The following is a 26,567-nucleotide window of genomic DNA, read 5'->3' on the forward strand; positions in this document are numbered from 1 at the left end:
TGAAGCAATATTTGCTCCATCCTTTTTCATTAAAACTGAAGACAAAGATAACTTAGCGTACCAAGCTCGTAGCTACGGTGAATGACTTTACCGTCGTTCTCACCACTACCCATCGCGATAAATAGAGGAACAAAATGCTCTGCTCTTGGTACTGCTAATTGTGCATGAGGCGCATTTTTCTCCCAATTAAACAATGTATTTTTATCATTAGTCTGCATATGGTTAATAATCCAATCATCAAATTCAATTGCCCATTTTTCAGGTGTGGTTTGATTCCATTTCAATACCCGTAAATTATGAACAGTAACACCGCTACCGATTACTAAAATATCTTCTTGTCCAAGTCCTTTTAGTGCCTCTCCAATTTCAAATTGTTCTTTTGCAGGAAGGAATGGATTTACTGATATTTGTACGACAGGAATATTTGCTTCTGGATACATGCGATGCAGGAGTGTCCATGAACCATGATCTAAACCTCTCGTCATATTATGATGGACTGGAATGCCTTTGTTTTTAAATTTTGTTTCTAGCATAGACGCAATGCTAGAAGAGCCTTTCGCACGATATTTAATTTCGTATAACTCAGGAGGAAAACCTCCAAAGTCATAAATTGTTTCATATTCTTCATCTGAAGAGGAAATCGTTAATACTTCACTTTCCCAGTGAGCGGTAAAAATAACAATAGCTTTCGGTTTATATGTTTTCCCAAGTGTCTTTAAAAAGCGTGTATAGTCTGTATCTTGAATAGCAAGCATAGGTGATCCGTGTGCTAAAAATAATGATGGCATCATAATTGAAACCTCCTAAAAATATTATAATTACTTTATGTAAGTAACTATACAATTTTATTTATTGTTCGTCAACATAATAGTTTGAGAGCTAATCGGAAAAGTGCGGCATTTGTCATAATGAAAGCAATTGCATATAATACATAATAAGAATAATGAATGCATATTCATTATTTTAGAGATACATAATAGATTTGGAGGCTGTCGGAATGAGCATACAGGAAAATTTCGTTACGGCATTGGATAAATCGGAAATTTACTTGCGTAAATGGTTACCAGAAGGAAATCCGCGGGGGATTGTTCAAATTGCACATGGTATGACAGAACATGCAGGTGTTTATACAGAATGCATTGATGCTTTATTAGAAGCAGGATATGGTGTTTATGCTCATGATCATAAAGGGCATGGGAAAACAGTAAAAAGAGAAGAGGACTATGGTCATTTCGAGCCGGATATAGGCTGGAATCAGGCTGTGTCTGATGTTATCTTTGTTTCGGAAATGATAAAAGAAGAGCAGGCATGTCCATTATTTTTACTTGGGCATAGTATGGGCTCTTTTTTATCAAGACGAGCTGTGCAACTTCGAGGTGAATTATATGATGGATTTCTTATTTCAGGAACTGGGGGAAATCCAGGGGTTTTAGGCAGCATTGGCCATAAAGTAGCAACAATCGAAATGAAACTACGCGGAGCGAAAACGAAAAGTCCGATGTTAAACTTTTTATCTTTTGGTAATTTCAACTCAAAGTTTAAGCCGAATCGTACAAAATTTGATTGGTTATCTTCAGATAACAGCCAAGTAGATAAATATATTAAAGACCCGTTATGTGGCTTTATTTGCACAACAAGTTTTTATCGAGAATTATTTCATGGTGTATTAGAAGTAAATAAATTAGAAGAATACAAGAAAACGCCAAAAAGTCTTCCTATACATATATTCTCTGGAAATCGTGATCCTGTTGGGGATATGGGGAAAGGTGTAAAAGAAGTATACGAAAACTATAAAAAATGTGGTGTGAAAGATGTAACACTTCGTTTATATGAAAATGGTAGACATGAAATGTTCCATGAAGTGAATAGAGATGAAGTGTTTAAAGATTTGATTTCTTGGTTAGATGGACATATTGTATGAGAAGAAACCTCACTTTTTCTGAAGTGAGGTTTCTTTGAGGAAATGGAGGAATGGTTATGAGTGGATTTGTAAATAAAGAATATATAGAAATAGATTTTAAATATGATTTGATTAAAGAAGAGGAATTGAAAAATTGTACCTTCATAAAATGCCGTTTTAGAGGGATAGATGCATCAGAAGTTTTTACTAAAAACTGTAATTTCATAGAATGTGATTTTACTGGTGCTCTTTTTAATGCTTCTATCCATCAAGGAACTACATTTGCTAATTGTAAGTTTTTTGGTGCGAATTTATTTGTATCCAAATTTGAAGAATGTAAAATGACTGGTTCTGATTTTGAAGAGGCGAATTTAGACGGAATAACAATTATTTCCGGCGATTGGTCATATACGAATCTAAGGTTTGCGAATTTAAGTAAACAAATGTTAAAGGGGATTCGTTTAATTGAAGCTGACTTATATGAATGTAATTTAGAAAAAGCAGATTTACGTGAAGCAGATTTAACAGGTGCACAATTAGGTAAGGCAAAACTTAGCGGTGCAGATTTAAAAGGAGCTGTAGTTGATAGAATCGACTTTAAAAGTTTTGATTTGAAAAATGTGAAATTGGATATAGCGCAGGCAGTTGCAGTTGCGAGATGTTATGGTGCGAAGGTGAATTAAATCAGTTGTAACACGGTTCAATATATTGAACCGTGTTACAACTATTAATAATTTTAATAGTTATTCTCTATATAAGAAGCTATGTCATTAGCAAGAGTCGATGTTAATAGTGTAGATACATTACTTAAAATGATGATTGTAGCCTCTTTGTCAATCAACCGTAAATAAGAGGATGTAAAGCCGTTAATGCCGCCGTGATGGAATACAAGTTTACTATTTTCGCCTGCCATAGCGATGTTCCAGCCGTAACCATTTCCATAAGATCCTGCAGTAAACATGCGAGACGTCATACTATTTGAAAGCAAACGATTTTCTTTTATCGCTTGATCAAATATATATAAATCTTCGGCTGTAGAAAATAATCCACCAGCTGAATACGAGTTTGACATATGAATAAATGATGTGTTCTGTAAATCATGAATTGGATGTAACTCATACCCAGTTGCTTTATGTTTTTGAATGGTGTGATTCAGATCAACATCTGTGTTCATCATAGAGAGTGGATGTAAAATCTTCATTTTAAGAAATTCTTCATAAGAAATCCCACTTATAACTTCAATGATGTGACCTAATATAATATAACCTGAATTCGAATAATTGAATTTTTCACCAGGGTTAGATTCAAAGGGACATGTAATAATCCATTGTATTAATTCATCCGGTGTTCGAGGCTGGTAAGACTGTATTAAAAAGTTGTGTTGAGCAGTAATATTCCCAACACCAGCAGTATGACTTAATAGATGCTCAATCATAATTTGATTTCCTTTTGGGAAAGTTGGAATGAATTGATCCAATGTATCATGTAGCTGTAATTTTTTCTCTTCCACAAGCATTAAAATAGCCACTGCAGTGAAGATTTTAGTTATTGATCCGATACGAAACTTCGTTGTAGCTGTATTAGGTATGTCCCAATCGTAATTAGCTTTTCCAAATGACTGTTTATAAAGAGTTTGTTCTTTATGGGCTACTAAAATTGTACCATTGAATTTTTCGGTATTTTTATATAAGAATGAATTGATATATGAGTTTAGCAAATTTCAGGCACTCCTTCAAATTTTGGAATATTAGTTACCTGAAATGTAATCCAACGGCATAAGCAATTCCCCCTAAATGAAATATTTTTTGGAATACTTTTCTATATTATAATGCAAGTTATAAAAGAAGCAAGTGGATTTCTAATCTATGAAAATTAAAGATTTTTTGAATTACTTTCCGAATCGCTTTAGTAGTTTACATATCGAAGGTGAGGAGAAAGAATCATGAAGGTAAGAGAAGCAGTAGTAAGTGAAGCGAATGAACTAAGTCAACTGGCACTACATTCAAAAGCTACTTGGGGTTATAGTGAAGAATTTATTTTAGCTTGTAAGGAAGAATTAACGATCTCAGAGGATTACATAAAAAATAACTTTTGTATATGTTTTAGAAAATGATGATGCGAAGATTGGATTTTTCTCATTTTTACATAATGAAAATGCTCTCGATTTCCTATACATTTATCCTAGTTATAAAGGAAAAGGATACGGGAAAATACTTTGGAGGTTTGTAGTAGAGCAAGCAAATGAACTAGGATTGAAAAGTTTTACGATTGATAGTGATCCAAATGCGAAAGGATTTTACGTGAAAATGGGGGCAAAACTAATCGGTGAGACACCATCAACGGTTTTTAAAAATCGCCTTTTACCTCTTTTACAATATGATGTGTAAAACTACCAATGTCAGGGGAAGCTGAGAATGGATAATAAAAAGACAAAACCAATATATGAAGCGTTAATAAAATCTTGGTCAATAGAAACGAGTTCTAAGTGGACGAGCGAAAACCCGGCAAAGGGACAATGTGGTGTAACGGCCCTTATTATTCAAGAATTATGCGGGGGAGAGATAAAAAAGACGAAAGTAGGAGAAGTGTGGCATTTTTACAATACAGTGGATGGGAAAAGGCATGATTTTGCTTGGACTCAATTTCATGAAAAATTAAACTATATGGACGTGAAGTCGAGCCGTGAAGAAGCATTTGCAGATACAAATGACAAACAATATGACATTTTGAAGGAAAAGATAATGAAAGAATTAAAATTATCTTTTGACTCTTAATCTTTAATAAGTTACTATAATGGTGGTAACTTATTAAAGGGAACTTCATAGAGTTGAAAGGGGAAATACTTTTGAAAACAACTTATGTAAACGCTACAATTGTAACGATGAATGAACAAAATGAAGTGATAGAAAATGGATATATCATTGTAGAAAATGATCAAATTATAGATGTAAATAGCGGAGAATTCGCTAACGATTTTGAAGTGGATGAAGTAATTGACATGAAAGGAAAGTGGCTTTTACCTGGGCTTGTAAATACACATACACATGTTGTAATGAGTCTTTTGAGAGGTATTGGCGATGATATGTTATTACAGCCGTGGCTTGAGACGAGAATTTGGCCACTTGAAAGCCAGTTTACTCCAGAGCTTGCGGTTGCTAGTACGGAATTAGGATTACTTGAAATGGTGAAAAGTGGTACAACATCATTCTCTGATATGTTTAATCCAATTGGAGTAGATCAAGATGCAATTATGGAAACGGTGTCAAAAAGCGGAATGCGAGCTGCTGTTTCAAGAACTTTATTTAGCTTCGGAACGAAAGAAGATGAAAAGAAAGCAATTGAAGAAGCGGAGAAATATGTAAAGCGATATTATAAGGAAAGTGGTATGTTAACTACGATGGTTGCACCGCATAGTCCATACACATGTTCCACAGAACTGTTAGAAGAGTGCGCACGTATTGCCGTAGAAAATCAAACTATGGTTCATATCCACCTTTCTGAAACAGATCGTGAAGTACGTGATATTGAAGCACAGTACGGAAAACGTCCAGTAGAATATGCGGCAAGTTGCGGATTGTTTAAACGTCCAACAGTTATTGCACATGGTGTGGTATTAAATGAAAATGAGCGTGCTTTCTTGGCAGAACATGATGTTCGGGTAGCTCATAATCCGAATAGTAATTTAAAACTAGGTTCTGGTATAGCGAATGTAAAAGCGATGCTAGAAGCAGGAATGAAAGTAGGGATTGCAACAGATAGTGTTGCGTCTAACAATAATTTAGATATGTTTGAAGAAATGCGTATTGCAACTTTATTACAAAAAGGTATTCATCAAGATGCAACAGCATTACCGGTTGAAACGGCCCTTTCTCTTGCGACAAAAGGAGCTGCAGAAGTAATTGGCATGAAACAAACGGGATCGCTTGAGGTTGGAAAGTGTGCTGATTTTATTACAATTGATCCGTCTAATAAACCACATTTACAACCAGCAGATGAAGTGTTATCACATCTTGTGTATGCTGCTAGTGGGAAAGATATAAGCGATGTAATTATTAACGGCAAACGTGTTGTTTGGAATGGTGAATGTAAAACGTTAGATGAAGAGCGTATTATATTCGAAGCAAGTCGTTATAAACGAGGTTTACAAAGATAGGTATTTATATACCAGTTGAGAAAGCTATCCTTTCTAGGAAATAGAATAGGGTAGCTTTTTTTATTGAACGAATAAATATTCAAAAGAATGTCGCATCTTTCTATTGGTATTTCTGCTGCAATATTTGCTGTATTAGGAGATAGTATGACATCACTAAATTATGCAGACACTCCTTATTGGAAAGTGATTAGTAATGCTAATAATATAATTCCTTACAACTATGTTATTTCGGGGTCTCGTATAGCAGTGTGGGAAGGACACGACCAGTCAATGTGTACAAGATATGTAAACATGACCGATGCCGCAGATATCATTACTGTTTTCGGAGGTACAAATGATTACGGGAATACGGTTACACTTGGAACAATAAACAGTGTAGATACAGGTACTTTTTACGGAGCATTGAACGTCCTGTGTGCAGGTTAAAAAGTAAAGTTGGCTTCAAAGGCATCGCCAAAAAGGTGGTGCTTTTTCTTTTGATTGGAGTGGCAACCCAATTAGATACAGCACTTGGAAGTAATAGTGCTATTCGTGAAGAGACAATTTTTTTATCGGAAATGAGTTGCTTTCAATTTTAGAAAACGCTGGTTGTATGGGAATTCCACTACCTTCAGAACTAACGAATGCAGTTGAAATTTTAGGTGGCAAGAGCAATAAGACAAGTTCTGAATATGATAATAAGAAAGGAGATGTTGAATAATGACACGTTATAGTTTACACGGAGGGCACAACAGTATTGTACAAGGGGCTAATTCCGGAAATCGAAAAGAGCATATTATGGATCGTCAGGTGAAAGATGCGGTGGCAGCTAAGTTAAGAGCTTTAGGACACACAGTCTATGATGATACAGACGAAGTAGGAAGTACTCAAGCGCAAAATTTAAATAATATCGTTCGTAATAGCAATTCCCATAATGTGGATTTGGTTGTTTCTTTTCATCTTAATGCAAGTGATGGGAATGGACAGGGTGTGGAAGTTCTGTATTATGATCAGAAAGACCTGGCGGCTAAAATTTCAGCTCAACTAGCAAAAGATATTGGATGGCGTGATCGTGGCGCGAAACAACGTACAGATTTAGCTGTATTGAATGGAACTAAAGCACCAGCTATTCTTATCGAATTAGGATTCATCGATAACGAATCCGACATGGCTAAATGGAATGTTGATAAAATCGCAAATTCTATTGTATATGCTCTAACGGGACAAACTGTTGGGGATGGTGGAGGAAACGGCGGTTCTAATGGTGGATATCAATATGTTAAGTCTGGTGAATTCGGTATAAACTATCTAAATGAAGCGATTCAAGCTATGGTTGAACGAGGAACAAAGGGAAAAGTTGTTGTTAATCCATTAACAGGTCTTGCTTATATCCAAACTGAAGTATTGCCTAATTCAGAACTAGATAAAATCACTTGGTGGATGGATACTCGACCAGGTGGTAAGTGGTGGTATGAATATATTAAAGTGAATTAATAATTGTGTAACAAAAGAATAGTTTGGTGACAAAAAATAAAAGCCGTTAATTACGGCTTTTATTTATATTTTTGAGGATGAGCTATCTCCATTCTCTTTTATTCTTTTTTCGTGTTCTTTCTTTATTTCATCTGGAATGATGATTTCAATGTTACCCTGTATTTTTTTATATTCCTGATGTGAAATTTCGTGACGAAGAAGGGATACTTCATGCAGTCGAAGTAGATTGGTCACAGAAAATGAAAGTAAATGAAGAGAAGGTAAAAAAGTATGAAGAGTTCACTCAAATATATAAGCAGAAATATAACAGGAAGATACCAGTCATTCATTTCTTTACAGTCACCAAATACAGAGGAAAAAAACTGGAAGGGTTAGCAGCTAGGTATGATGTGTTTGTGAAAGTGTATGTAATAGAAGAAATATAAAAAGTGCAAACAAGTTTGCAAACTAACTTGCTAACATCTATACGAAAGAGACATAAAATATCGCTGATATGTCGCTTGATAAAACGATAATAATTAAACACTTATAATGAATAATGGTTTATTATAAATGAAGTCACAAAATATAACGTTTTATAATATTTTATATTTAAGGAGCGCAATTCATGAAGCGAAAAAAGAGCCGTTTAATGGTAATGGCACTTGTTACATCTTTATTTTTAACAGCTTGTAATAATAAAGCTAATAAAGGTGATGCAGAAGCTAAAAAACAAGTGTTAAATGTAACAGTATCAGAAGAAATTCCTTCTCTTGATACTACGAAAACGATGGATGGTACATCAGCACACGTAATGCAAAACATATTTGAAGGATTGTATGTGCTAGATGAACAGGATCATCCTATTCCAGCAGTAGCAAAGTCGTTTGAAAGAAGTGAAGATGGTAAAAAATATACATTTGATTTGCGTAAAGATGCAAAGTGGTCAAATGGAGACTCAGTAACAGCAAATGATTTTATGTTTGCGTGGAGACGGGCGGTAAGTCATGAAACAGCGTTTCAATATGCATACATGCTGTTTTATATAAAAAATGCGAAAGAAATAAACAAGGGAACAATTCCTCTCAATGAACTTGGCGTAAAAGTAATAGATGATTATAAGCTAGAAGTTGAACTAGAGCAGCCAATTCCGTATTTTTTACAGTTGTTAGCACTACCTATATACTTACCACAGCACGAATCATTTTTAAAAGAACAAGGAAAGAATTATGGATTGGAACCTAGTAATCTCATATATAACGGCCCATTTGTATTAGAAAAATGGAAGCATGAACAAGAGTTTCAATTAAAGAAGAATGCTACATATTGGGATCAAAAGAAAGTGAAATTAGACGAAATAAACTTTCATATCGTAAAGGATACAATGACGGCTGTAAATTTATATGAGGCTGACGATTTGGATCGAGTACCTATTAATTCTCAAGTTGTAGACAAGTATAAAGGGAATAAGGAATTACATATGTCAAGTGATCCTGGGATCGCTATGCTACGTTTTAATGAGAAAAATAACGCGTTAGCAAATAAGAAAGTACGTCAATCTATCTCATTGGCATTAAATAAAGATGATTTCGTCGCTCACTTTATAAATAACGGGGCAAAACCTGCAAGTGGACTTGTACCAGCTGGTCATATAACTGAAGAGACTGGCAAAGATTTTAGAAAAGAAAACGGAGATCTTTCTCCATATAATTTACAAAATGCGAAAAAGGTTTGGGAAGAAGCGAAAAAAGAACTTGGAGTAGCACAAGTAAAACTCGAGTTTTTAACGTTTGAACAAGATAACGCAAAACGTATGGCGGAATATATAAAAGGTGATTTAGAAAAGCATTTGCAAGGATTAACGATACAAATTAAACAACAGCCATTTAAGCAAAAATTACAATTAGAACAAACAGGTGATTACGATATATCTATGGCAAATTGGGGACCTGACTATAAAGACCCAATTAGTTATTTAGAGTTATTTACGACGGGTAATCCGAATAATAAAATGAATTATTCTAACCTTCACTACGATGAACTAATAAAAAAAGCTAAAAGCGACCTAGTACTAGATCAGAAGAAAAGGTGGGAAACTCTGCAAGAGGCGGAGCGTATTCTATTAGAGGACGCTGCGGTAGCACCGCTTTACCATATTGGTTCAGCTTATGTACAAAAGGATTATGTAAAAGGAATTGAAAAGCATCAATTTGGTGGCGTTTATACTTATAAGAATGCTTATATTGATAATAAGTAAAATTATTTATATAAAAAAAGAAACCTTACTTTTAAGAGTGAGGTTTCTTTTTTATATAATTTTTATTAAACCGATTTTAATAAAGAATAAAAATTCGTATCATATGGAATATCATCTTGATACATATAATTTTTCAGAACACCTTCTTTTTCAAATCCTAATTTTAATAGCACTTTATTTGAAGCTTCGTTTTCAAGAAATACAATTGCCCCGATACGTTTTAAATGAAGCGTATGGAAGCCATAAGATATAATTTCAGAAACTGCCTCAGTAGCATATCCATTTCCCCAGTGTTCAGGGAAAAAGGCATAACTTATATTTGCTCGTTTATGTTCAGAAGACCAATCATGAAAACCAATTGTTCCAATGAGCCCTTTCTTGTCTTTTAATTCGATTCCCCATTTAATGCCGCTTCTTGCGTTGTAACCCAACTTAAAATTATTAAGGATTTGTTTTACTTGATCCAAATTTTGCAATGGCTTTTGGCCATAATGGCGCAGGACATCGGTATTAGAAAAGCAATGTAATATACTCGGTGCATCTTCTTCGGTAAGTTCTCTTAATACAAGTCGCTCAGTTTTTAATATAGGAAACATGTCTTCACTCCTGTTCATATGAAACTAGAATGTATTTGTTATTATATAATTTAATCTGAAAATAAAGATTATTCAAGGGGTAATAAGGGTAAGTTTGATTTATGTTAAAATTGAATGTGGAATATATTTCAAAAAAGAGGTTTAGAAATGGAGAAAAACTCAATTTTAATCGTAGACGATGATCAAGATATTATTCAATTTATTAACGTGAATTTAATACAAGAAGGTTTTATTGTTTTTAGTGCTGATAACGGAGAAGAGGCATTAGAGATAATAAATCATAACAGTATTCAACTTGCTATCCTTGATATTATGATGCCTCAAATGGATGGTATAGAACTGTGTAGAAGGATTAGAGAGAAACATAGTTTACCAATTATGTTTTTAAGCGCGAAATCATCGGATGTAGATAAAGTAATTGGATTTAGTACTGGGGCGGATGATTATATTGTGAAGCCGTTTAGTACAATTGAATTTATTGCAAGAGTGAAAGCTCAATTAAGAAGATATACATATTTCAATCAAAATGTTGTCCAAGTAATTGAAAAGAAAATAAACATTAGAGGTTTAGAAATAGATGAAATTTCAAGAACAGTAATGCTGTATGGACAAACAATTAATCTTACAAAAACCGAATATGATATTTTGCACCTACTGGCAGCTGCAATGAACCGAATTTTCACTATTGAAGAAATATATGAAAGTGTTTGGAATGAAAGAGCTCATGAGAGTAACAATACGGTAATGGTTCATATTGCGAGATTAAGAAATAAAATAGAGGGAAATCCAAAAGAGCCGAAGTTTATACAAAATGTTTGGGGAGTCGGATATAAAATTGAAGATTAAATCTTTACAAGGCATTAGAGCGAAGTTTTTTCTAGCATTCATATGTAGCATTTTGTTAGCAACCGTAAGTATAATAGCGTTTCAAATTTTGATTGGAAATATATATATTCATGCTAGTGCGTTAGAAGAAAAGTATTCATTTTTATATTTTATAGTTTTTTTGATTTTTACTACAATATATTTTGCATTCATGACAAAAACAACAATGAAGAGATTGGATAAAATTAACGAGAGTGTAAAGGAAATAAGCAATGGTAATTTGGAAATACATATACCTATCTCTAAAAGCGATGAAATTGGGGAATTAGCGAAGAATATTAATAGAATGGTTAAAAGTTTAAATGAGTCCATTGAGAATGAAAGAACATCACAAGAAATGAAAAATGAAATGATTAGTAATATTTCTCATGATTTGAGAACACCAATCACATCGTTAATAGGCTATGCAGACTTATTAAGTAATAATCTGCATTTAAATGTAGAAGAATGTGACCAATATGTAAATGTACTAAAGCGAAAAAGTTATGAATTAAAAAGCCAGATAGATGATTTACTAGATTATTGTCAAATAACATATAAAGAGATTGACTTACATAAAAATGTAATAGATATGAAAGCCTTAATTGAACAAATAATGATTGATTTTGTACCGCAATTAGATGGTGCAAATATGAATTTTCAAATTCTAGGTGAACAGAAGCTGCATGTAGAAGTTGATATAGAACTTATAGTAAGATTACTGGAAAATATAATTAATAATAGCATTACGTACGGGAGCGCAGGCAAGGAAATTTTTAATTTCTATTTCAAAAAGAAAAAGTAATGTTGAAATAGAAATTAAAAATTTTGGACACCACATTCCAAAAGAGAATTTGCCTTACGTTTTTGAAAAGTTTTATCGCGGGGAAAAATCACGAAGTGCTTATACTGGTGGAAAAGGTATGGGACTTGCAATTGCGAGAAGTATAGCACAGCTCCATAAAGGAGATATCACTGTGCATAGTAACGATAAAGAAACAGTTTTCACTGTAATTTTACCGCAGTATTAATAAACGTAAGAAAGTCGTAAGTATTTCTTCCATATGTCGTAATTTTTATTTTGTATCATGGGAAACAAAGATATGTGAGTAGGGATACAGCATGTGGAAGAAATGTTTGTTAGTAATTTTAGTTGCTTTTTTAATTACAAGTTGGAGTGTAGTTTATTTAGCTAATGGTGTTATATCAGTCATTGTTTGGTGGAGTATACAAGCTTTTAGCTTAGTTTCAATTGTTATTTTGATAGGATCAGTATTACTATTTATTTGGAAAGGCATTTTTAGAAAGCAGATAGATAGAACGCTACTCTTAATAGTTCTTTTCTCAATAATTGGAGCGTGGCCCGTAGGATGGTTCGCTAACGTGGGTGGACTTGCGTACCCAGCAGATGTACAGTCTATGAGTCCTAAAATAATCGTTCGTTTCCCCTTGAATGAACGAGCGCTAGTTGGTTGGGGTGGTGATCGATTAGAAACGAACTATCATGTTATAAAACCAAATGAAAGATGGGCGTATGATATTCTTATTCCACCCGCTGAAGTGAAAAGTAGTAAGTTAGAGGATTATGGAATATATGGAGCGAAAGTAATGGCACCAGCTTCTGGAACAGTTGTATCAGTTAATAATGATGAAAAAGATTTAGTTCCGGGATCAGATGATTTTCAGTCAATGGCCGGGAATCATATTTATTTACGGTTAGATGAAACAGGAACATTTTTATTTCTCGCCCACTTAAAGAAAGGGTCAATTAAAGTTAAAGAAGGACAACACGTAAATGAAGGGGAGGCTCTTGCTCAAGTCGGTAACTCAGGAAGTTCCAGTGAACCACATTTACACATCCATCATCAGAGACAGGATCCATCCAATACGAGTATGTTTCTTACGGAAGGATTGCCACTTTACTTTCGAACGGAAGAAGATGTGATGATGCCGGAAAGAGGTACATACATAAGTGGTAATTAGAAGAAATTTATTTCGCTGAAAAAGGGTATTCCAAATTAAAATTGGAATACCCTTTTTCATTAACCAACAAATGTTTGATACAGTAAGAAAATATTTAAAACGATAACGAGTGCAGCGATTAACCATGCGATGAATGTTGTTATACGGTGGTTAACGAGTGCGCCCATAATCTTTTTATTACTTGTAAACATAATAAGTGGTACTAATGCAAACGCAATACCGAATGATAATACAACTTGGCTCATTACAAGAGCGTAAGTTGGGTTTACGCCCAAAGCGATAATAACGAGAGGCGGAATCATCGTTATAAATCGGCGTAAATATAACGGAATATGCATGCGAATGAATCCTTGCATAATAATATCACCGGACATTGTACCGACAGAAGAGCTAGATAATCCGGCTGATAAGAGTCCAATTCCAAATAAAGCAGCGGATACAGGACCGACTAAATTACTAAATTGATTGAAAGCAACATCAAGATCTTCAACATGTAGACCATTTTTAAAGAATAGTGCAGCAGCAACAATTAGCATACTTGCGTTAATAGCTCCAGCGATAACCATCGCAATAATAATGTCAATGAATTCGAAGCGGAAAATCTTTTTCTTTTGTTCATCATTTGTTCCGACTACGCGGCGCTGCGTTAAGGCCGAATGTAAATAAATTGCGTGCGGCATTACTGTCGCGCCTAAAATTCCAGCTGCTAAAAGAATACTATCCACACCTTGAAATTTTGGAGTAAATAGTCCTGAAAGAAGAGGGCTTAATTCCGGTTTTGCGTAAAAGACTTGGATACCAAAAGCGATAACAACGATAAAAATCATCCCTGTAATAATAGCTTCTAATGGACGAAAGCCTCTGCGTTGAAATTCAAGAATAATAAATGATCCAACCGCTGTAATTAAAGCAGCTGGTAACATCGGAATTCCAAATAGTAAGTATAAGCCGAGTGCTGCCCCGATAAATTCAGCTAAATCTGTAGCCATAATAACGAGTTCCCCTTGTATCCATAAACCGATGGAAACTGGTTTGGGGAAGTTTTCGCGAGCTACTTCAGGAAGGTTTCTTCCAGTAGCGATTCCTAATTTAGCTGATAAAGTTTGGATTAATACAGCCATTAAATTAGAAGCGAGTATTACCCAAAGTAATAAATACCCATATTGGGATCCAGCAGCAATATTCGTTGCGAAATTCCCAGGGTCAATATAAGCAACTGATGCGATAAAAGCAGGGCCTAAGAATGGTAACAGTCTTTTAAATCCTTTTGTTTGTCCACTTAACGCTAAATGAGCTGATTGAACTGTTGTACTTTGAGAAGGGACTTGTTCATCTTTTGATATATTTTTATTCATAGTAGTGTTCACCTTATTCTTACTCATTATTTCAATACATTCAGATGTATTATGTGACAATTTCATTTGAACATAAAAGTTTCCTTAATGCAAATTATATGACTGTGTACAATGAATGGTGTGACGATGAGAAAATGTTTTGGGAGTTTATGGTTGCTGAATAAGGGGGAAGATAATAAATTATAGGGCTGTTTTTGAAATTTTTGTGAACATACAGCCTATAATACAGCATATTAATTGATGGAAATGAAATTGTATGATATATAATATATTGGGATTACAACCTAACCGTAGTGTTTTGTTCTGTAATCTTGTTTTTATTTTTGTTAACTTTTAGAAAAAATTGTAAATAGAAGAAAATAGGCTAAGTACAATTTTGTATATATTTTCTTATTATATATGTTTTGATATGAACGTTAACTTATACATGATTTTAAAATTTAGATAGGTGGTAGAACTACATTGGCAACTACAAAACCATATAGAGTATTACTATATTACATGTACACAACAATTGAAAATCCAGAAGAATTTGCTGAACAGCATTTAGAATTTTGTAATTCACTTGAGTTAAAAGGAAGAATTCTTGTAGCAACAGAAGGAATTAACGGAACTTGTTCTGGAACTGTTGAGCAAACAGAGAAATACGTGGAAGCAATGAATAATGATCCACGTTTTGCTGGAATCGTTTTTAAAATTGATGAGGCAGATGAACATGCATTTAAGAAAATGCACGTACGCCCTCGTCCAGAGTTAGTTACACTTCGTCTAGAAGATGACATTAACCCGAAAGAAATAACTGGTAAATATTTAGAACCAAAAGAGTTCTATGCGGCAATGAAACAAGAAGATACAGTTATTATTGATGCACGAAATGATTATGAGTTTGATTTAGGACATTTCAAAGGTGCGATCAAACCAAATATTGAATCGTTCCGTGAATTACCAGATTGGATTAGAGAAAATAAAGAAACACTTGAAGGCAAAAAGATTTTAACGTACTGTACAGGTGGAATTCGTTGTGAGAAGTTTTCTGGTTGGTTAGTTCGTGAAGGTTATGAAGATGTAGGTCAGCTTCATGGCGGAATTGTAACGTACGGAAAAGACCCAGAAGTACAAGGTGAACTTTGGGATGGTCAATGTTACGTATTCGATGAGCGTATCGCTGTACCAGTAAACCAAAAAGAACATGTTATCGTTGGTAAAGATCATTTTACAGGTGAACCTTGTGAGCGCTATGTAAACTGTGCAAATCCAGAATGTAACAAGAAAATTTTATGTTCTGAAGAAAGTGAAGCGAAACATTTACGTGCATGTTCTCATGAATGTCGTGTACACCCACGTAATCGTTATATCGTGCAACATGAATTAACAGAAGAGCAAGTAGCTGCTACATTAGAAAAAATCGAAGCAGGTAAGTAAGCAGAATTAGCTTAATAAAAAAACAGATGGTAGCATCGTGCTGCCATCTGTTTTTTATTTACTTTGTATCTTTTTTCTCTTTAACAGCAGATAATACAGTTTGTTTTACCCATGCTTTTCTTTTTTTATGCTGTATAGCCCATTGGTATAAACCTTGTGCACCTAAAATGAGGGAAATGACTATACCGCTAATCGCTATTAAAAGAGCAAAATATTCAAGGGGTGAAGATATGTGATTTGAATCAGTATTTTTTAAAAGGTCAATCATAGTAAACCCTAACATTTGGCCTACTACAGAGTAGAGCGTTAAAATTAATAATAAAAGGCTATCTTTTTTAGAAGCAACATTTTCTTGATATTTAAACAAACTATCAAGATTTTGTTTCGCGTTCGTATATAGTATTTCAATGTTGAAAAGTTTTCTTAAGCGAAAGAAAATATCTTCACTTTGTGATTGAGATACTAATTCTAAAGAAAAATAATTAGCTGTAAACGAATTGATAGAGTAGATTAGCTTCTCTATTTCATTTGTATCTTGTTCAATATTTAGTTCAGCATAAGCGTTTGCCATTTTTAATAAAACAATTTTATGAAATAGGTTTAATAATAAAGCGTAATAAAACTCCCCATACATTTGACTAGCGAGTTTAGCTACTTTACCGTCATCTTCGTTCGTAATACATGTGAAAATATGTTCTTCCATTATGAAATAACGATTAGGAGCCCACCTTTGATAAGAATGTTTTGTTAAATAATCGTGAATATAAGGAACATTATTTGCGCTAATATACGGCTTACCATCGTCTGTTAATCCGGAAAGACTGGAAGCTCGATATACATCAACTACATGAAGGTCTGACTCTTTGTTTATGGATAATAAAGTTTGTACATACATTCGTTGATCTTCAAAGAATGGAAATGTTTGAAAGTAAGAACTCCGCAATCTCTTTTTCTCAAAGAAGTCTGTTAAGCCATGAAATAAATCGCCGAATATAAGTTTTTCTACTTGTGAATATTTTTTTTCATCACATTCAATACAAATAGTCTCAGTTGTATCATTTCTAGTTTCAAGTACACGGAATCGAGAAGCGAATTCGATTGCTTCTGATAATGTCATGTTTGGAGCGGTTTTGACTTCTGTTCGAATTGTTAAGAAGCCAAGCTCATAAGGACAAAGTGTTACATCAATAGAATGTATCTTGAATGGAACGGAAATAAGATTTGTTGTTAAATGTCCATTTAAATTAAGGTCTTTAGAATAGCGCTGTAATCCTTTTTGATGTTCTGAATGAGGAAAGAGAATTTTATTTGTAAATGAAAGATAATATGCTTCCATATTTCGATGTGAAACTTGAAACTTCCCGTAATATGTATTTTCATCTTCAAGGTGATCGAGTCGAAAAGGACGGAAATTATTTTTTTGTAAGAAAGGGAACATATTTTGTTCATATTCAGTTTTAAACGAAAACGGGAATATAAATTGAAATATAGCTGTTGTTATATCTTTTTCTTCGATTGTTTGTATTGCCTCCATCTACATTGTTTCCTTTCCATATAAGCTATAGAAACAACATGCCCAATTTTCCTATTAAATAACCTCTCGTTTTCACTAGTTTAAGAATGAAAATTCAGCTTATTTAATAGGAGACATGTATAATATTATGTATACTAAAACTAGTGTGATTGTTTTATGAAAAGGGGGATGTAGTATGCGCATTTTAGTATTAGGAGCTGGTGGCGTCGGCGGATTTTTTGGTGGCCGATTAGTAGAAAAGGGAGAAGATGTTACATTTCTCGTTCGCAGCAAAAGAAAACAGCAATTAGAGGAAAAAGGACTTGTTATTCGTAGTGTTAATGGAGATTTTTCATTTCAACCGAAATTGATAACGAAAGAAGATAGAACTTCTCCATTTGATGTGATTTTATTTTCAACAAAGGCGTATCATTTAAATGAGGCGATCATAGATTTGAAGCCTTTCGTAGGAGAAAATACTGTAATAATCCCGCTGTTAAATGGTATCTCTCATTTATCACTATTACAAAAGGAATTCGGCGTGGAAAAAGTAATGGGTGGTTTATGCTTTATTGAGACGACGTTAAACGATCAAGGAGAAATTGTACAAACTAGTGCTGCAAACAGACTTGTATTTGGGGAAATTAAACCTCAAGATTCAGAGAGAATAAAGCGTATTTCTAAAGCATTTGCAGATACGAAAGCTAGTTTTGTTTTAAGTGAAAATATTACGCAAGATATGTGGCATAAATATTTATTTATTACTGTAATGTCAGGTGTGACAACATTAATGCGTGCACCGATAGGACCGATTCGTGAAAGTGATGGAGGACGAGAATTTATCCGGAATTTATTTGCAGAATCTGTGCAAATCATGAAAGCCATGGAGGCTCCAGTTAAGGATAATATTATCGAGGAACATATGAAAACGATTGATAAAATTTCGTATGACATGAAGTCATCGATGCAGCGTGATATGGAAAAAGGTTCATTTATTGAAGGGAAGCACTTACAAGGATACTTACTGAATTTAGCAGAGCAATTTTTAATAGAAGCACCATTACTAGGAGCGGTATATCAAAATTTGAAGGTGTATGAAGAAATGACATTTAACAAATCCGTAATAGAATTAGATGTATGAAATAATAAAAAAGATAGCAATATATAAGTGTATTGCTATCTTTTTTATTTGAGTATGACAAATTATTTGTTTCTTTTAATTCTTTCTGTCAAATTTATTTCCTGTTCACGTTTACCATATAGCTGATTAATTTCATTTGCTACTGCATCTAAATATGAGTCGGAAAAAAGTGGCTGCTTCTTTTTAGACATACGGGTCTCCTTTAAGGGGTTTTTTAGTATTCATTATGTATATTTATCGGCGGATTATGCGCAATCATTTTGAATTTTTTATTTTTAAAAATTTTTGTTTACATTTTGAAAATAAAGGAGTATTATAATCCACAGTTTCAATTTTCTAAATCGCTTAAACCGCATGGTGCGGGGGACCCGTTTTAATGAATTAGTGCATAATTCAATGGGGTGAATCCTTGAAAAAGGTAGGGCTACTCATAGGCCCGAATCCGACAGCTAACCTCGTAAGCGTTATATTGAGAAGGAAGGTGGAGCTTGTGCGACAAAAAATATAATGTCTACAAGTCTATTTCTTGACGGCTTGTAGACATTTTTTGTTTTCTAAAAAAGTTTATGGGCTGAAACAAGCAGAAAAGTTCGTACAAAATTATTGGAGAGTGGACAGCAGTGGTTTCATCTATTAAAAGATTTTTAATTGGAAGACCGTTAAAATCAACTGAGTTAGGCGAACAAAAGCTCAATAAAACGAAGGCACTAGCAATTTTATCTTCTGACGCATTGTCATCGGTTGCATATGGTCCAGAACAAATATTAATTGCTTTAGCAGGACTTGGAGCAATAGCTTATTGGTATTCCATTCCGATAGCTGTTGGGGTATTAGTATTATTGACAGCTCTTATTTTATCTTATCGTCAAATTATTTTTGCTTACCCTCATGGTGGGGGCGCATATGTTGTATCAAAAGAAAACTTAGGGATGAATCCAGGCTTAATAGCTGGTGGATCTTTATTAGTCGATTATATTTTAACTGTTGCAGTAAGTGTATCTGCAGGTACAGATGCGCTCACATCTGCTTTTCCTAGCTTACATGCACATAATGTAATCATTGCGATTATATTTGTCATATTGATTACTATCTTAAATTTAAGGGGCGTAACGGAATCAGCTTCCGTTTTAGCATATCCGGTTTATTTATTCGTTTTAGCATTATTTATATTAATTGGTGTAGGAATATATAATATTTTAACTGGGCACGTTTCACCTACTTTACATGCGCCAATTGGAACACCAGTTGCGGGAATTAGTTTGTTTTTACTGTTAAGAGCATTCGCATCAGGTAGTTCTGCATTAACAGGTGTTGAAGCAATTTCTAATGCAATTCCAAACTTTAAAGATCCTGCCCCAAACAATGCAGCAAAAACATTGCTTGCGATGGGTGCGTTACTTGCGGTTTTATTCACAGGAATTGTCTTTTTAGCATATTATTACGGAGTTACACCGAGTAAGGAAGTAACAGTCGTATCTCAAATAGCTGAACAAACATTTGGACGTAATTTCATGTACTATTTCATACAAGGTACAACAGCTTTAATATTAATTCTTGCTGCTAACACAGGTTATTCTGCATTTCCATTATTAGCAGTTAATCTTGCAAAAGATAAGTTTATACCGAGAATGTTTACAATTAGAGGAGACCGTCTAGGTTATTCAAACGGTATTATTATACTTGGGATTTCTTCGATTATTTTAATTGTAGCTTTTCAGGGGAAAACAGAACACTTGATTCCGCTATATGCAGTAGGCGTATTTATTCCGTTTACACTTTCTCAAACTGGAATGGTACTAAAATGGCTTCGTGAAAAGCCTGAAGGATGGATTTTACGTTTAACGATTAATTTAATTGGTGCAGTTATTAGTTTTATCGTAATGAGTATGTTCTTTTTAACTAAATTTGCACAAGTTTGGTCGATCCTTATTTTCTTACCTGCTATTATCTTCTTGTTCCATCGAATTAAGAAACATTATGATGCAGTGGGCGATCAATTAAGTTTAAAAACTTGTGAACGGATTGTTCCGATAGAGGGGAATGTAATTGTCGTTCCTGTAGCTGGTATGACTCATGTAGTAGAAAATTCATTGAACTATGCTAAAGCTCTTTCAGCAGATCAAGTTATCGCTGTATATGTTGCTTTTGACAGAGAAGAGGAAAAGAAATTTGAAGAGAAATGGGAGAAGTGGCAACCTGAAGTAAGGCTTGTTACATTACATTCTCATTATAGAAGTATTATTCAGCCGCTAACAAAGTTTATTGATACAGTGCAATATAAAGCGAGTGAATCAAATTACCGAGTTACGGTCGTTATACCACAGTTTATTCCGAAAAAAGGTTGGCATAACATTCTTCATAATCAGTCTAGTTTACTCATTCGTGCGTATTTACTCTATAAAAGAAATGTTGTTATTACGACAGTACCGTATCATTTGAAAAAGTAAGGAAATTTTTTAAGGATAACTTCACGAAAGTGAAGTTATCCTTTTTTGTGCATATACTATGCATAATTGCATACGGGTTAAAAAGATATATCAATATAACATTATCGGTTATGAGTAAGCAGTGTTTTTTGTTGTGATATATGGATATTTTAATTGAGAAAGTTAATCGGATTTTATTTTGGAATAAAGACAGGAGTTCTTGAAAATAAAGGGAATGAAAATACTTCTTTACGATGGATTAATAGCTGTGTTTAAATGACCTTACAGTACAAAACTTACATGAAAACAAAACGAAATTTCATACTTTCGTACGTTAATTAGTTTAAAATGAATAATATTTTTATGTAATATATTCACTGTATGAATGTGGAAATTGCGATAAAATAGAACGCTTATACAATATTATTCATACTAAGCACATATGAAAAGTTATGGAATGTTTTATAACAATAAGTAAGTACTGTAGCAATAAAAGTTGGGAGAGATGGTTCGTACATGAACCAGGGTGAGAATGTTCTCTATTCTAACCATCTCAAATCATTTGCAAGAAAATAGAATACTAAAATGCGATAGTAATAGTTGCTAATACATAGGAGGAGTTAAAGTGAAAAAGACTTTAATTACAGGGTTATTGGTTACAGCAGTATCTACGAGTTGCTTCGTTCCTGTAAGCGCTTACGCTAAGGAGGGGCAAACAGAAGTGAAAACAGTATATGCGCAAAATGTAATTGCTCCAAATACATTATCTAATTCAATTAGAATGTTAGGATCACAGTCACCGCTTATACAAGCATACGGATTAGTTATTTTGCAACAGCCAGACATTAAGGTAAATGCGATGAGTAGTTTGACGAATCATCAAAAATTTGCAAAGGCGAATGTACGAGAGTGGATTGATGAGTATAATCCGAAGCTAATCGACTTAAATCAAGAGATGATGAGATATAGTACTAGATTTAATAGCTATTATAGTAAGCTCTATGAACTTGCAGGAAAAGTAAATGAAGATGAACAGGCAAAAGCAGATTTTACAAGCGCATATGGAAAATTACAATTGCAAGTACAAAGCATCCAAGAGAGTATGGAGCAAGATTTGTTAGAACTAAATCGATTTAAAACGGTATTAGATAAAGATAGTAACAATTTATCTATTAAAGCTGATGAGGCAATAAAAACACTTCAAGGATCAAGTGGAGATATTGTGAAATTAAGAGAAGATATTAAAAGAATTCAAGGGGAAATTCAAGCTGAACTAACTATTATTTTGAATAGACCTCAAGAAATTATTAAAGGTTCTATTAATATCGGTAAACAAGTATTTACAATCACAAATCAAACTGCACAAACGAAAACAATCGATTTTGTTTCTATTGGTACTTTAAGTAATGAAATTGTAAATGCTGCAGATAGTCAAACGAGGGAAGCAGCTCTTCGTATTCAGCAAAAGCAAAAAGAGCTACTACCACTTATTCAAAAGTTATCACAAACTGAATCAGAGGCGACTCAAATCACATTCGTTGAAGATCAAGTAAGTAGTTTTACAGAACTAATTGACCGCCAAATTACAACTTTAGAAACGTTATTAACAGATTGGAAAGTTTTAAACAATAATATGATCCAAATTCAAACAAATATTGAATCTGGCACGTATACAGACAGTAGTTTACTTCAAAAACATTTCAATCAGCTCAAAAAAATAAGTGATGAAATGAATAAGCAAACGAATCAATTTGAAGATTACGTTACAAACGTTGAAGTACATTAAAAAGAAAATCATTAATAATTCATGATATAGGGAGAGAAGAAAAATGACAAAAAAACCTTATAAAGTAATGGCTCTATCAGCACTTATGGCAGTATTTGTAGCAGGGAATATTATGCCGGCCCATACTTATGCAGCTGAAAGTACAGTGAAACAAGCTCCAGTTCATGCGGTAGCAAAAGCTTATAATGACTATGAAGAATATTCATTAGGACCAGAAGGCCTGAAAGATGCAATGGAAAGAACAGGTTCAAACGCTTTAGTAATGGATCTGTACGCTTTAACAATTATTAAACAAGGTAATGTTAACTTTGGTAATGTATCGTCAGTTGATGCAGCTTTAAAAGGAAAAGTGATTCAGCATCAAGATACAGCTAGAGGAAATGCGAAACAATGGTTAGATGTAATGAAGCCACAGCTTATTTCAACGAATCAAAATATCATTAACTACAATACGAAGTTCCAAAACTATTATGATACTTTAGTTGCTGCGGTAGATACAAAGGATAAAGCAACTCTTACGAAAGGTCTAACTAGATTATCAAGTAGTATTAATGAAAATAAAGCGCAAGTAGATCAGTTAGTAGAAGACTTGAAGAAATTCCGAAATAAAATGACTACAGATACCCAAAATTTCAAGGGAGATGCAAATCAAATTACATCTATCTTAGCTAGTCAAGATGCTGGAATTCCGCTGCTGCAAAATCAAATTACAACGTATAATGAAGCAATTAGTAAATATAATGCAATTATTATCGGCTCATCTGTTGCGACAGCTTTAGGACCAATTGCAATTATAGGTGGTGCAGTTGTTATTGCTACGGGAGCAGGAACGCCGCTAGGAATCGCACTAATTGCAGGTGGTGCAGCAGCTGTAGGTGGTGGAACAGCTGGAATCGTATTAGCGAAGAAAGAGCTTGATAATGCACAAGCTGAAATTCAAAAAATAACTGGACAAGTCACAACTGCCCAATTAGAAGTGGCGGGGTTAACAAATATTAAAACACAAACTGAGTATTTAACAAATACAATTGATACAGCAATTACAGCGTTGCAAAACATTTCAAATCAATGGTATACAATGGGATCAAAATACAATTCTTTACTTCAAAATGTAGATTCTATTAGTCCAAACGATCTTGTTTTCATTAAAGAAGATTTAAACATTGCGAAAGATAGCTGGAAAAACATTAAAGACTATGCAGAAAAGATTTATGCTGAGGATATTAAAGTAGTAGATACGAAAAAAGCATAATAACAATTAAACTGTTATAGCATTACGTATAGATAAAATATTTATTAAATAATAGAGAGCTCCTGTTCAGTAGTGAGCAGGAGCTTTTTTTACCTCTAACGTTTCATATCCTCATAAAAAGAATAGGTGATAAGTATGCGTAATAATTTCTATAAAAAATGTCTTTTAACGATAATGATTGCTGGAGTCGCAACGAGTAATGCGTTTCCTTTACATCCTCTTGCAGCAGAACAAAACGTAAAAACATTACAAGAAAATGCAAAAAATTATTCTCTCGGACCAGCAGGGTTCCAAGATGTAATGGCGCAAACGACATCGAGCATATTCGCAATGGATTCATATGCAAAATTAATTCAAAATCAGCAAGAGACTGATTTGAGTAAAATAAGTTCAATTAATGGTGAGTTTAAAGGGAATATGGTTCAGCATCAAAGAGATGCAAAAATTAACGCGGCTTATTGGTTAAATAATATGAAACCTCAAATTATGAAAACGGATCAAAATATTATTGATTATAATAATACTTTTCAAACGTACTATAATGACATGCTAGTAGCGATTGATCAAAAGGATAGCGGTAAACTAAAAGCGGATTTAGAAAAGTTGTATGCGGATATTTTAAAGAATCAAAATGAGGTAGATGTATTATTAGGAGATTTAAAAGCTTTTCGCGATAGAATGGCGAAAGATACAAATAGTTTTAAAGAGGATACAAATCAATTAACCTCGATTTTGGCGAGTACGAATGCTGGTATTCCAGCTCTAGAGCAACAAATAAATACATATAATGATTCAATCAAAAAGAGTAATGATATGGTCATTGCTGGTGGTGTACTTTGCGTAGCGCTAATAACATGTCTTGCTGGCGGGCCGATGATTGCGATTGCGAAAAAAGATATTGCAAATGCCGAAAGAGAAATAGCCAATTTAAAGGATAGAATTTCAGGAGCGCAAGCAGAAGTGGCAATTTTAACAGATGTGAAAAATAAAACAACAAATATGACAGAGACGATTGATGCAGCAATTACTGCACTGCAAAATATATCAAATCAATGGTATACGGTAGGTGCGAAATATAATAATTTACTACAAAACGTAAAAGGAATCAGTCCAGAAGAATTTACGTTTATAAAAGAAGATTTAAATACAGCGAAAGATAGCTGGAAGGGTGTAAAAGATTATACAGAAAAATTACATGAAGGTGTGACGAAATAAACAGTGGACTAGTTCTGCTGTTTATTTTTTCATCCCGTTTTTTGTGGAGAGCCGAGCTTGTAATTTTACCCATAAGTTTGCCGTGTGTTTTATCAATGTAGCTTTGGGATAATGTTTGGTCAAATTGATACTAATAACCTCGATAAACTCCTGATCACGCTTTTTATATTTAATGTTTTAAGGGAAAAAGCTATACTATAAGCAAAACTAAAAATTGGAAAGGAACTACTAAAACATGGAAAATTATTTATTATTTATCCTTACAGCAATCCTAATCATAATAATGCCTGGTCCCGGTTTTGCCTTAGTTACAAAAAACACTATCTCGCATGGTAGAAATGGTGGGATAAGGACCGTCTTAGGAACGGTATCTGGAATGATGATTCATACAATAATGGCTACACTAGGACTCTCTGCTATCCTAATGAAATTTGCTATGCTATTTACATTAATAAAATATGCCGGGGCTTTTTATTTAATTTACTTAGCTGTAAAGTCAATTAAAAGTGCCTTTTCTAAAAAAGAAGATATGTCAGGTTCAGTGGAAATGAACTCTAAGGATATTGGAACGATTAAAAGTTTTAGACAAGGATTTACCACGGCAATCTTAAACCCAAAAACTGCTGTGTTTTTCCTAAGTTTTCTACCACAATTTATTGTGAGCAATCAAAGTCATCTCTTCCAATTTCTTTTATTAGGACTCACATTTACGACTTTGACAGCAACATGGTATTTACTTTATATCTCACTAATACGTCAATTAAGAACTTTTTTAAGAAAAGAAAAAGTGAACCGTACAATAGAGGGTATTACTGGCACAGTATTATTAGTATTTGGAGTTAGGTTATTTTTCCAAAAATAAATATGTATATGAAAAGAGAAATAATCAATGGTGGTTATTTCTCTTATTCACTTATTCTAAAACTACCATTATAGATTTCTAGAGGTGAGATGATTTTTTGTTGGGTATTTATGTTACTATCACTGTAAAAATTGTGAAGAAATGTACTTAAACTAACGGGGCAGGATAGTTGAATAAGAATAAAAATATTTTTATAAGTTAAATTTATTGAATATCATAAAATATTTATAATTAAACTTTTTTCTAAATCAACACTCGATGGCGATGTGGTGTTACCTCAAATATAATTATTTTATTTGAAGGTCTCATTTTAATTTTTCAAATCTTTTCATAGGTTGATATACAAAGACGTGTAGTGATAAGCCTATAACTGCAGTAATGTTTAAAATA

At 33.7% G+C, this 26,567-nt stretch carries 22 protein-coding genes, 5 pseudogenes and 1 riboswitch; of the genes and pseudogenes, 21 read left to right on the top strand and 6 right to left on the bottom strand.

The genetic code is table 11. From position 1 onward, the window contains the following. Positions 1–29 precede the first annotated feature (29 nt). Entirely contained in the window at positions 30–791 is a 762-nt protein-coding gene (locus EXW56_RS09110) for a DODA-type extradiol aromatic ring-opening family dioxygenase (RefSeq protein ID WP_002200917.1), read from the bottom strand. Between the two features lie 206 nt (positions 792–997). On the opposite strand from EXW56_RS09110, the gene EXW56_RS09115 reads away from it, so the two are divergent. Continuing rightward, a complete protein-coding gene (locus tag EXW56_RS09115) occupies positions 998–1,921 on the top strand; it encodes an alpha/beta fold hydrolase (RefSeq protein WP_002200916.1) in 924 nt (307 codons plus the stop codon). Between the two features lie 56 nt (positions 1,922–1,977). Next, on the top strand, positions 1,978–2,583 hold the full coding sequence (locus EXW56_RS09120) for a pentapeptide repeat-containing protein (RefSeq protein ID WP_002148857.1): 606 nt from the start codon (positions 1,978–1,980) through the stop codon (positions 2,581–2,583). A gap of 53 nt (positions 2,584–2,636) precedes the next feature. On the opposite strand, the gene EXW56_RS09125 is transcribed toward EXW56_RS09120, so the two are convergent. After that, entirely contained in the window at positions 2,637–3,617 is a 981-nt protein-coding gene (locus EXW56_RS09125; protein WP_070128214.1) for a serine hydrolase domain-containing protein, read from the bottom strand. A 225-nt stretch (positions 3,618–3,842) separates the two neighbouring features. Between EXW56_RS09125 and EXW56_RS09130 the strand changes: the two are divergent. The 9 genes and pseudogenes from EXW56_RS09130 to EXW56_RS09165 all read left to right on the top strand — a co-directional run bounded on the left by EXW56_RS09130 (position 3,843) and on the right by EXW56_RS09165 (position 9,762). Then, positions 3,843–4,287 (top strand): annotated as a pseudogene (locus tag EXW56_RS09130) (GNAT family N-acetyltransferase). A gap of 27 nt (positions 4,288–4,314) precedes the next feature. Beyond that, positions 4,315–4,674: a YunG family protein gene (locus tag EXW56_RS09135; protein WP_215597380.1), complete on the top strand. Its 360-nt coding sequence runs from the start codon at positions 4,315–4,317 to the stop codon at positions 4,672–4,674. A gap of 53 nt (positions 4,675–4,727) precedes the next feature. Next, the gene (locus tag EXW56_RS09140; RefSeq protein ID WP_002200913.1) at positions 4,728–6,053 is read left to right on the top strand and encodes a bifunctional S-methyl-5'-thioadenosine deaminase/S-adenosylhomocysteine deaminase; all 1,326 of its coding nucleotides are present in this window, start codon (positions 4,728–4,730) and stop codon (positions 6,051–6,053) included. Positions 6,054–6,140: 87 nt separating this feature from the next. Next, complete coding sequence (locus EXW56_RS09145; RefSeq protein WP_198285141.1) at positions 6,141–6,479, top strand: SGNH/GDSL hydrolase family protein; 339 nt, start codon at positions 6,141–6,143, stop codon at positions 6,477–6,479. Next, a pseudogene (locus EXW56_RS09150) lies at positions 6,476–6,753 on the top strand (phage holin family protein); the annotation flags it as partial. The gene EXW56_RS09145 and the pseudogene EXW56_RS09150, both read left to right, overlap by 4 nt. Further along, positions 6,753–7,262 (top strand): annotated as a pseudogene (locus EXW56_RS09155) (N-acetylmuramoyl-L-alanine amidase); the annotation flags it as partial. The pseudogenes EXW56_RS09150 and EXW56_RS09155, both read left to right, overlap by 1 nt. Positions 7,263–7,361: 99 nt before the next feature. Next, on the top strand, positions 7,362–7,526 hold the full coding sequence (locus tag EXW56_RS28070; RefSeq protein WP_369811979.1) for an N-acetylmuramoyl-L-alanine amidase C-terminal domain-containing protein: 165 nt from the start codon (positions 7,362–7,364) through the stop codon (positions 7,524–7,526). A gap of 170 nt (positions 7,527–7,696) precedes the next feature. Then, a pseudogene (locus EXW56_RS09160) lies at positions 7,697–7,951 on the top strand (replication-relaxation family protein); the annotation flags it as partial. Positions 7,952–8,133: 182 nt separating this feature from the next. Next, positions 8,134–9,762 (top strand): peptide ABC transporter substrate-binding protein, encoded by a 1,629-nt coding sequence (locus tag EXW56_RS09165; protein ID WP_215597381.1) that lies wholly within the window; start codon positions 8,134–8,136, stop codon positions 9,760–9,762. A gap of 65 nt (positions 9,763–9,827) precedes the next feature. Here the strand turns inward: EXW56_RS09165 and EXW56_RS09170 are convergent, their stop codons facing one another. After that, the gene (locus EXW56_RS09170) at positions 9,828–10,358 is read right to left on the bottom strand and encodes a GNAT family N-acetyltransferase (RefSeq protein WP_002200910.1); all 531 of its coding nucleotides are present in this window, start codon (positions 10,356–10,358) and stop codon (positions 9,828–9,830) included. A 147-nt stretch (positions 10,359–10,505) separates the two neighbouring features. Here EXW56_RS09170 and EXW56_RS09175 point away from each other — a divergent pair, with 147 nt between their 5' ends. The 3 genes and pseudogenes from EXW56_RS09175 (at position 10,506) to EXW56_RS09185 (ending at position 13,205) form a co-directional block, all read left to right on the top strand. Then, on the top strand, positions 10,506–11,204 hold the full coding sequence (locus tag EXW56_RS09175; protein ID WP_215597382.1) for a response regulator transcription factor: 699 nt from the start codon (positions 10,506–10,508) through the stop codon (positions 11,202–11,204). Next, positions 11,194–12,253 (top strand): annotated as a pseudogene (locus tag EXW56_RS09180) (sensor histidine kinase). Before EXW56_RS09175 ends, EXW56_RS09180 begins: the two are co-directional and overlap by 11 nt. Before the next feature lie 91 nt (positions 12,254–12,344). Next, on the top strand, positions 12,345–13,205 hold the full coding sequence (locus EXW56_RS09185; RefSeq protein WP_215597383.1) for a M23 family metallopeptidase: 861 nt from the start codon (positions 12,345–12,347) through the stop codon (positions 13,203–13,205). Positions 13,206–13,264: 59 nt separating this feature from the next. On the opposite strand, the gene EXW56_RS09190 is transcribed toward EXW56_RS09185, so the two are convergent. Continuing rightward, positions 13,265–14,560 (bottom strand): Nramp family divalent metal transporter, encoded by a 1,296-nt coding sequence (locus EXW56_RS09190; RefSeq protein ID WP_002158339.1) that lies wholly within the window; start codon positions 14,558–14,560, stop codon positions 13,265–13,267. 462 nt (positions 14,561–15,022) lie between these two features. Here EXW56_RS09190 and EXW56_RS09195 point away from each other — a divergent pair, with 462 nt between their 5' ends. Next, entirely contained in the window at positions 15,023–15,982 is a 960-nt protein-coding gene (locus EXW56_RS09195) for an oxygen-dependent tRNA uridine(34) hydroxylase TrhO (RefSeq protein WP_098988088.1), read from the top strand. 58 nt (positions 15,983–16,040) lie between these two features. On the opposite strand, the gene EXW56_RS09200 is transcribed toward EXW56_RS09195, so the two are convergent. Continuing rightward, a complete protein-coding gene (locus EXW56_RS09200; RefSeq protein WP_215597384.1) occupies positions 16,041–17,516 on the bottom strand; it encodes a hypothetical protein in 1,476 nt (491 codons plus the stop codon). 175 nt (positions 17,517–17,691) lie between these two features. On the opposite strand from EXW56_RS09200, the gene panE reads away from it, so the two are divergent. Further along, positions 17,692–18,636, top strand: a complete 945-nt coding sequence (panE, locus tag EXW56_RS09205; RefSeq protein WP_002200905.1) for a 2-dehydropantoate 2-reductase — start codon at positions 17,692–17,694, stop codon at positions 18,634–18,636. A 62-nt stretch (positions 18,637–18,698) separates the two neighbouring features. Here the strand turns inward: panE and EXW56_RS27840 are convergent, their stop codons facing one another. Then, complete coding sequence (locus EXW56_RS27840) at positions 18,699–18,827, bottom strand: hypothetical protein (protein ID WP_286675575.1); 129 nt, start codon at positions 18,825–18,827, stop codon at positions 18,699–18,701. A gap of 141 nt (positions 18,828–18,968) precedes the next feature. Beyond that, positions 18,969–19,115, top strand: a riboswitch (cyclic di-AMP (ydaO/yuaA leader). A 141-nt stretch (positions 19,116–19,256) separates the two neighbouring features. Between EXW56_RS27840 and EXW56_RS09210 the strand changes: the two genes are divergently transcribed. The 5 genes from EXW56_RS09210 to EXW56_RS09230 all read left to right on the top strand — a co-directional run bounded on the left by EXW56_RS09210 (position 19,257) and on the right by EXW56_RS09230 (position 26,177). Further along, positions 19,257–21,083 (top strand): APC family permease, encoded by a 1,827-nt coding sequence (locus EXW56_RS09210; RefSeq protein WP_002200904.1) that lies wholly within the window; start codon positions 19,257–19,259, stop codon positions 21,081–21,083. A 604-nt stretch (positions 21,084–21,687) separates the two neighbouring features. Beyond that, positions 21,688–22,848: a non-hemolytic enterotoxin NHE subunit A gene (gene nheA / locus EXW56_RS09215; RefSeq protein ID WP_215597385.1), complete on the top strand. Its 1,161-nt coding sequence runs from the start codon at positions 21,688–21,690 to the stop codon at positions 22,846–22,848. A gap of 43 nt (positions 22,849–22,891) precedes the next feature. After that, complete coding sequence (nheB, locus tag EXW56_RS09220; RefSeq protein WP_215597386.1) at positions 22,892–24,100, top strand: non-hemolytic enterotoxin NHE subunit B; 1,209 nt, start codon at positions 22,892–22,894, stop codon at positions 24,098–24,100. Between the two features lie 135 nt (positions 24,101–24,235). Then, complete coding sequence (nheC, locus tag EXW56_RS09225) at positions 24,236–25,315, top strand: non-hemolytic enterotoxin subunit C (RefSeq protein ID WP_215597387.1); 1,080 nt, start codon at positions 24,236–24,238, stop codon at positions 25,313–25,315. Between the two features lie 235 nt (positions 25,316–25,550). Further along, positions 25,551–26,177 carry a LysE family translocator gene (locus tag EXW56_RS09230; RefSeq protein WP_002200900.1) on the top strand — a complete coding sequence of 209 codons (627 nt, stop codon included), beginning with the start codon at positions 25,551–25,553 and terminating at the stop codon, positions 26,175–26,177. Positions 26,178–26,567 lie beyond the last annotated feature (390 nt).

The organism is Bacillus mycoides (genome assembly GCF_018742245.1).
GTDB lineage: Bacteria > Bacillota > Bacilli > Bacillales > Bacillaceae_G > Bacillus_A > Bacillus_A cereus_U.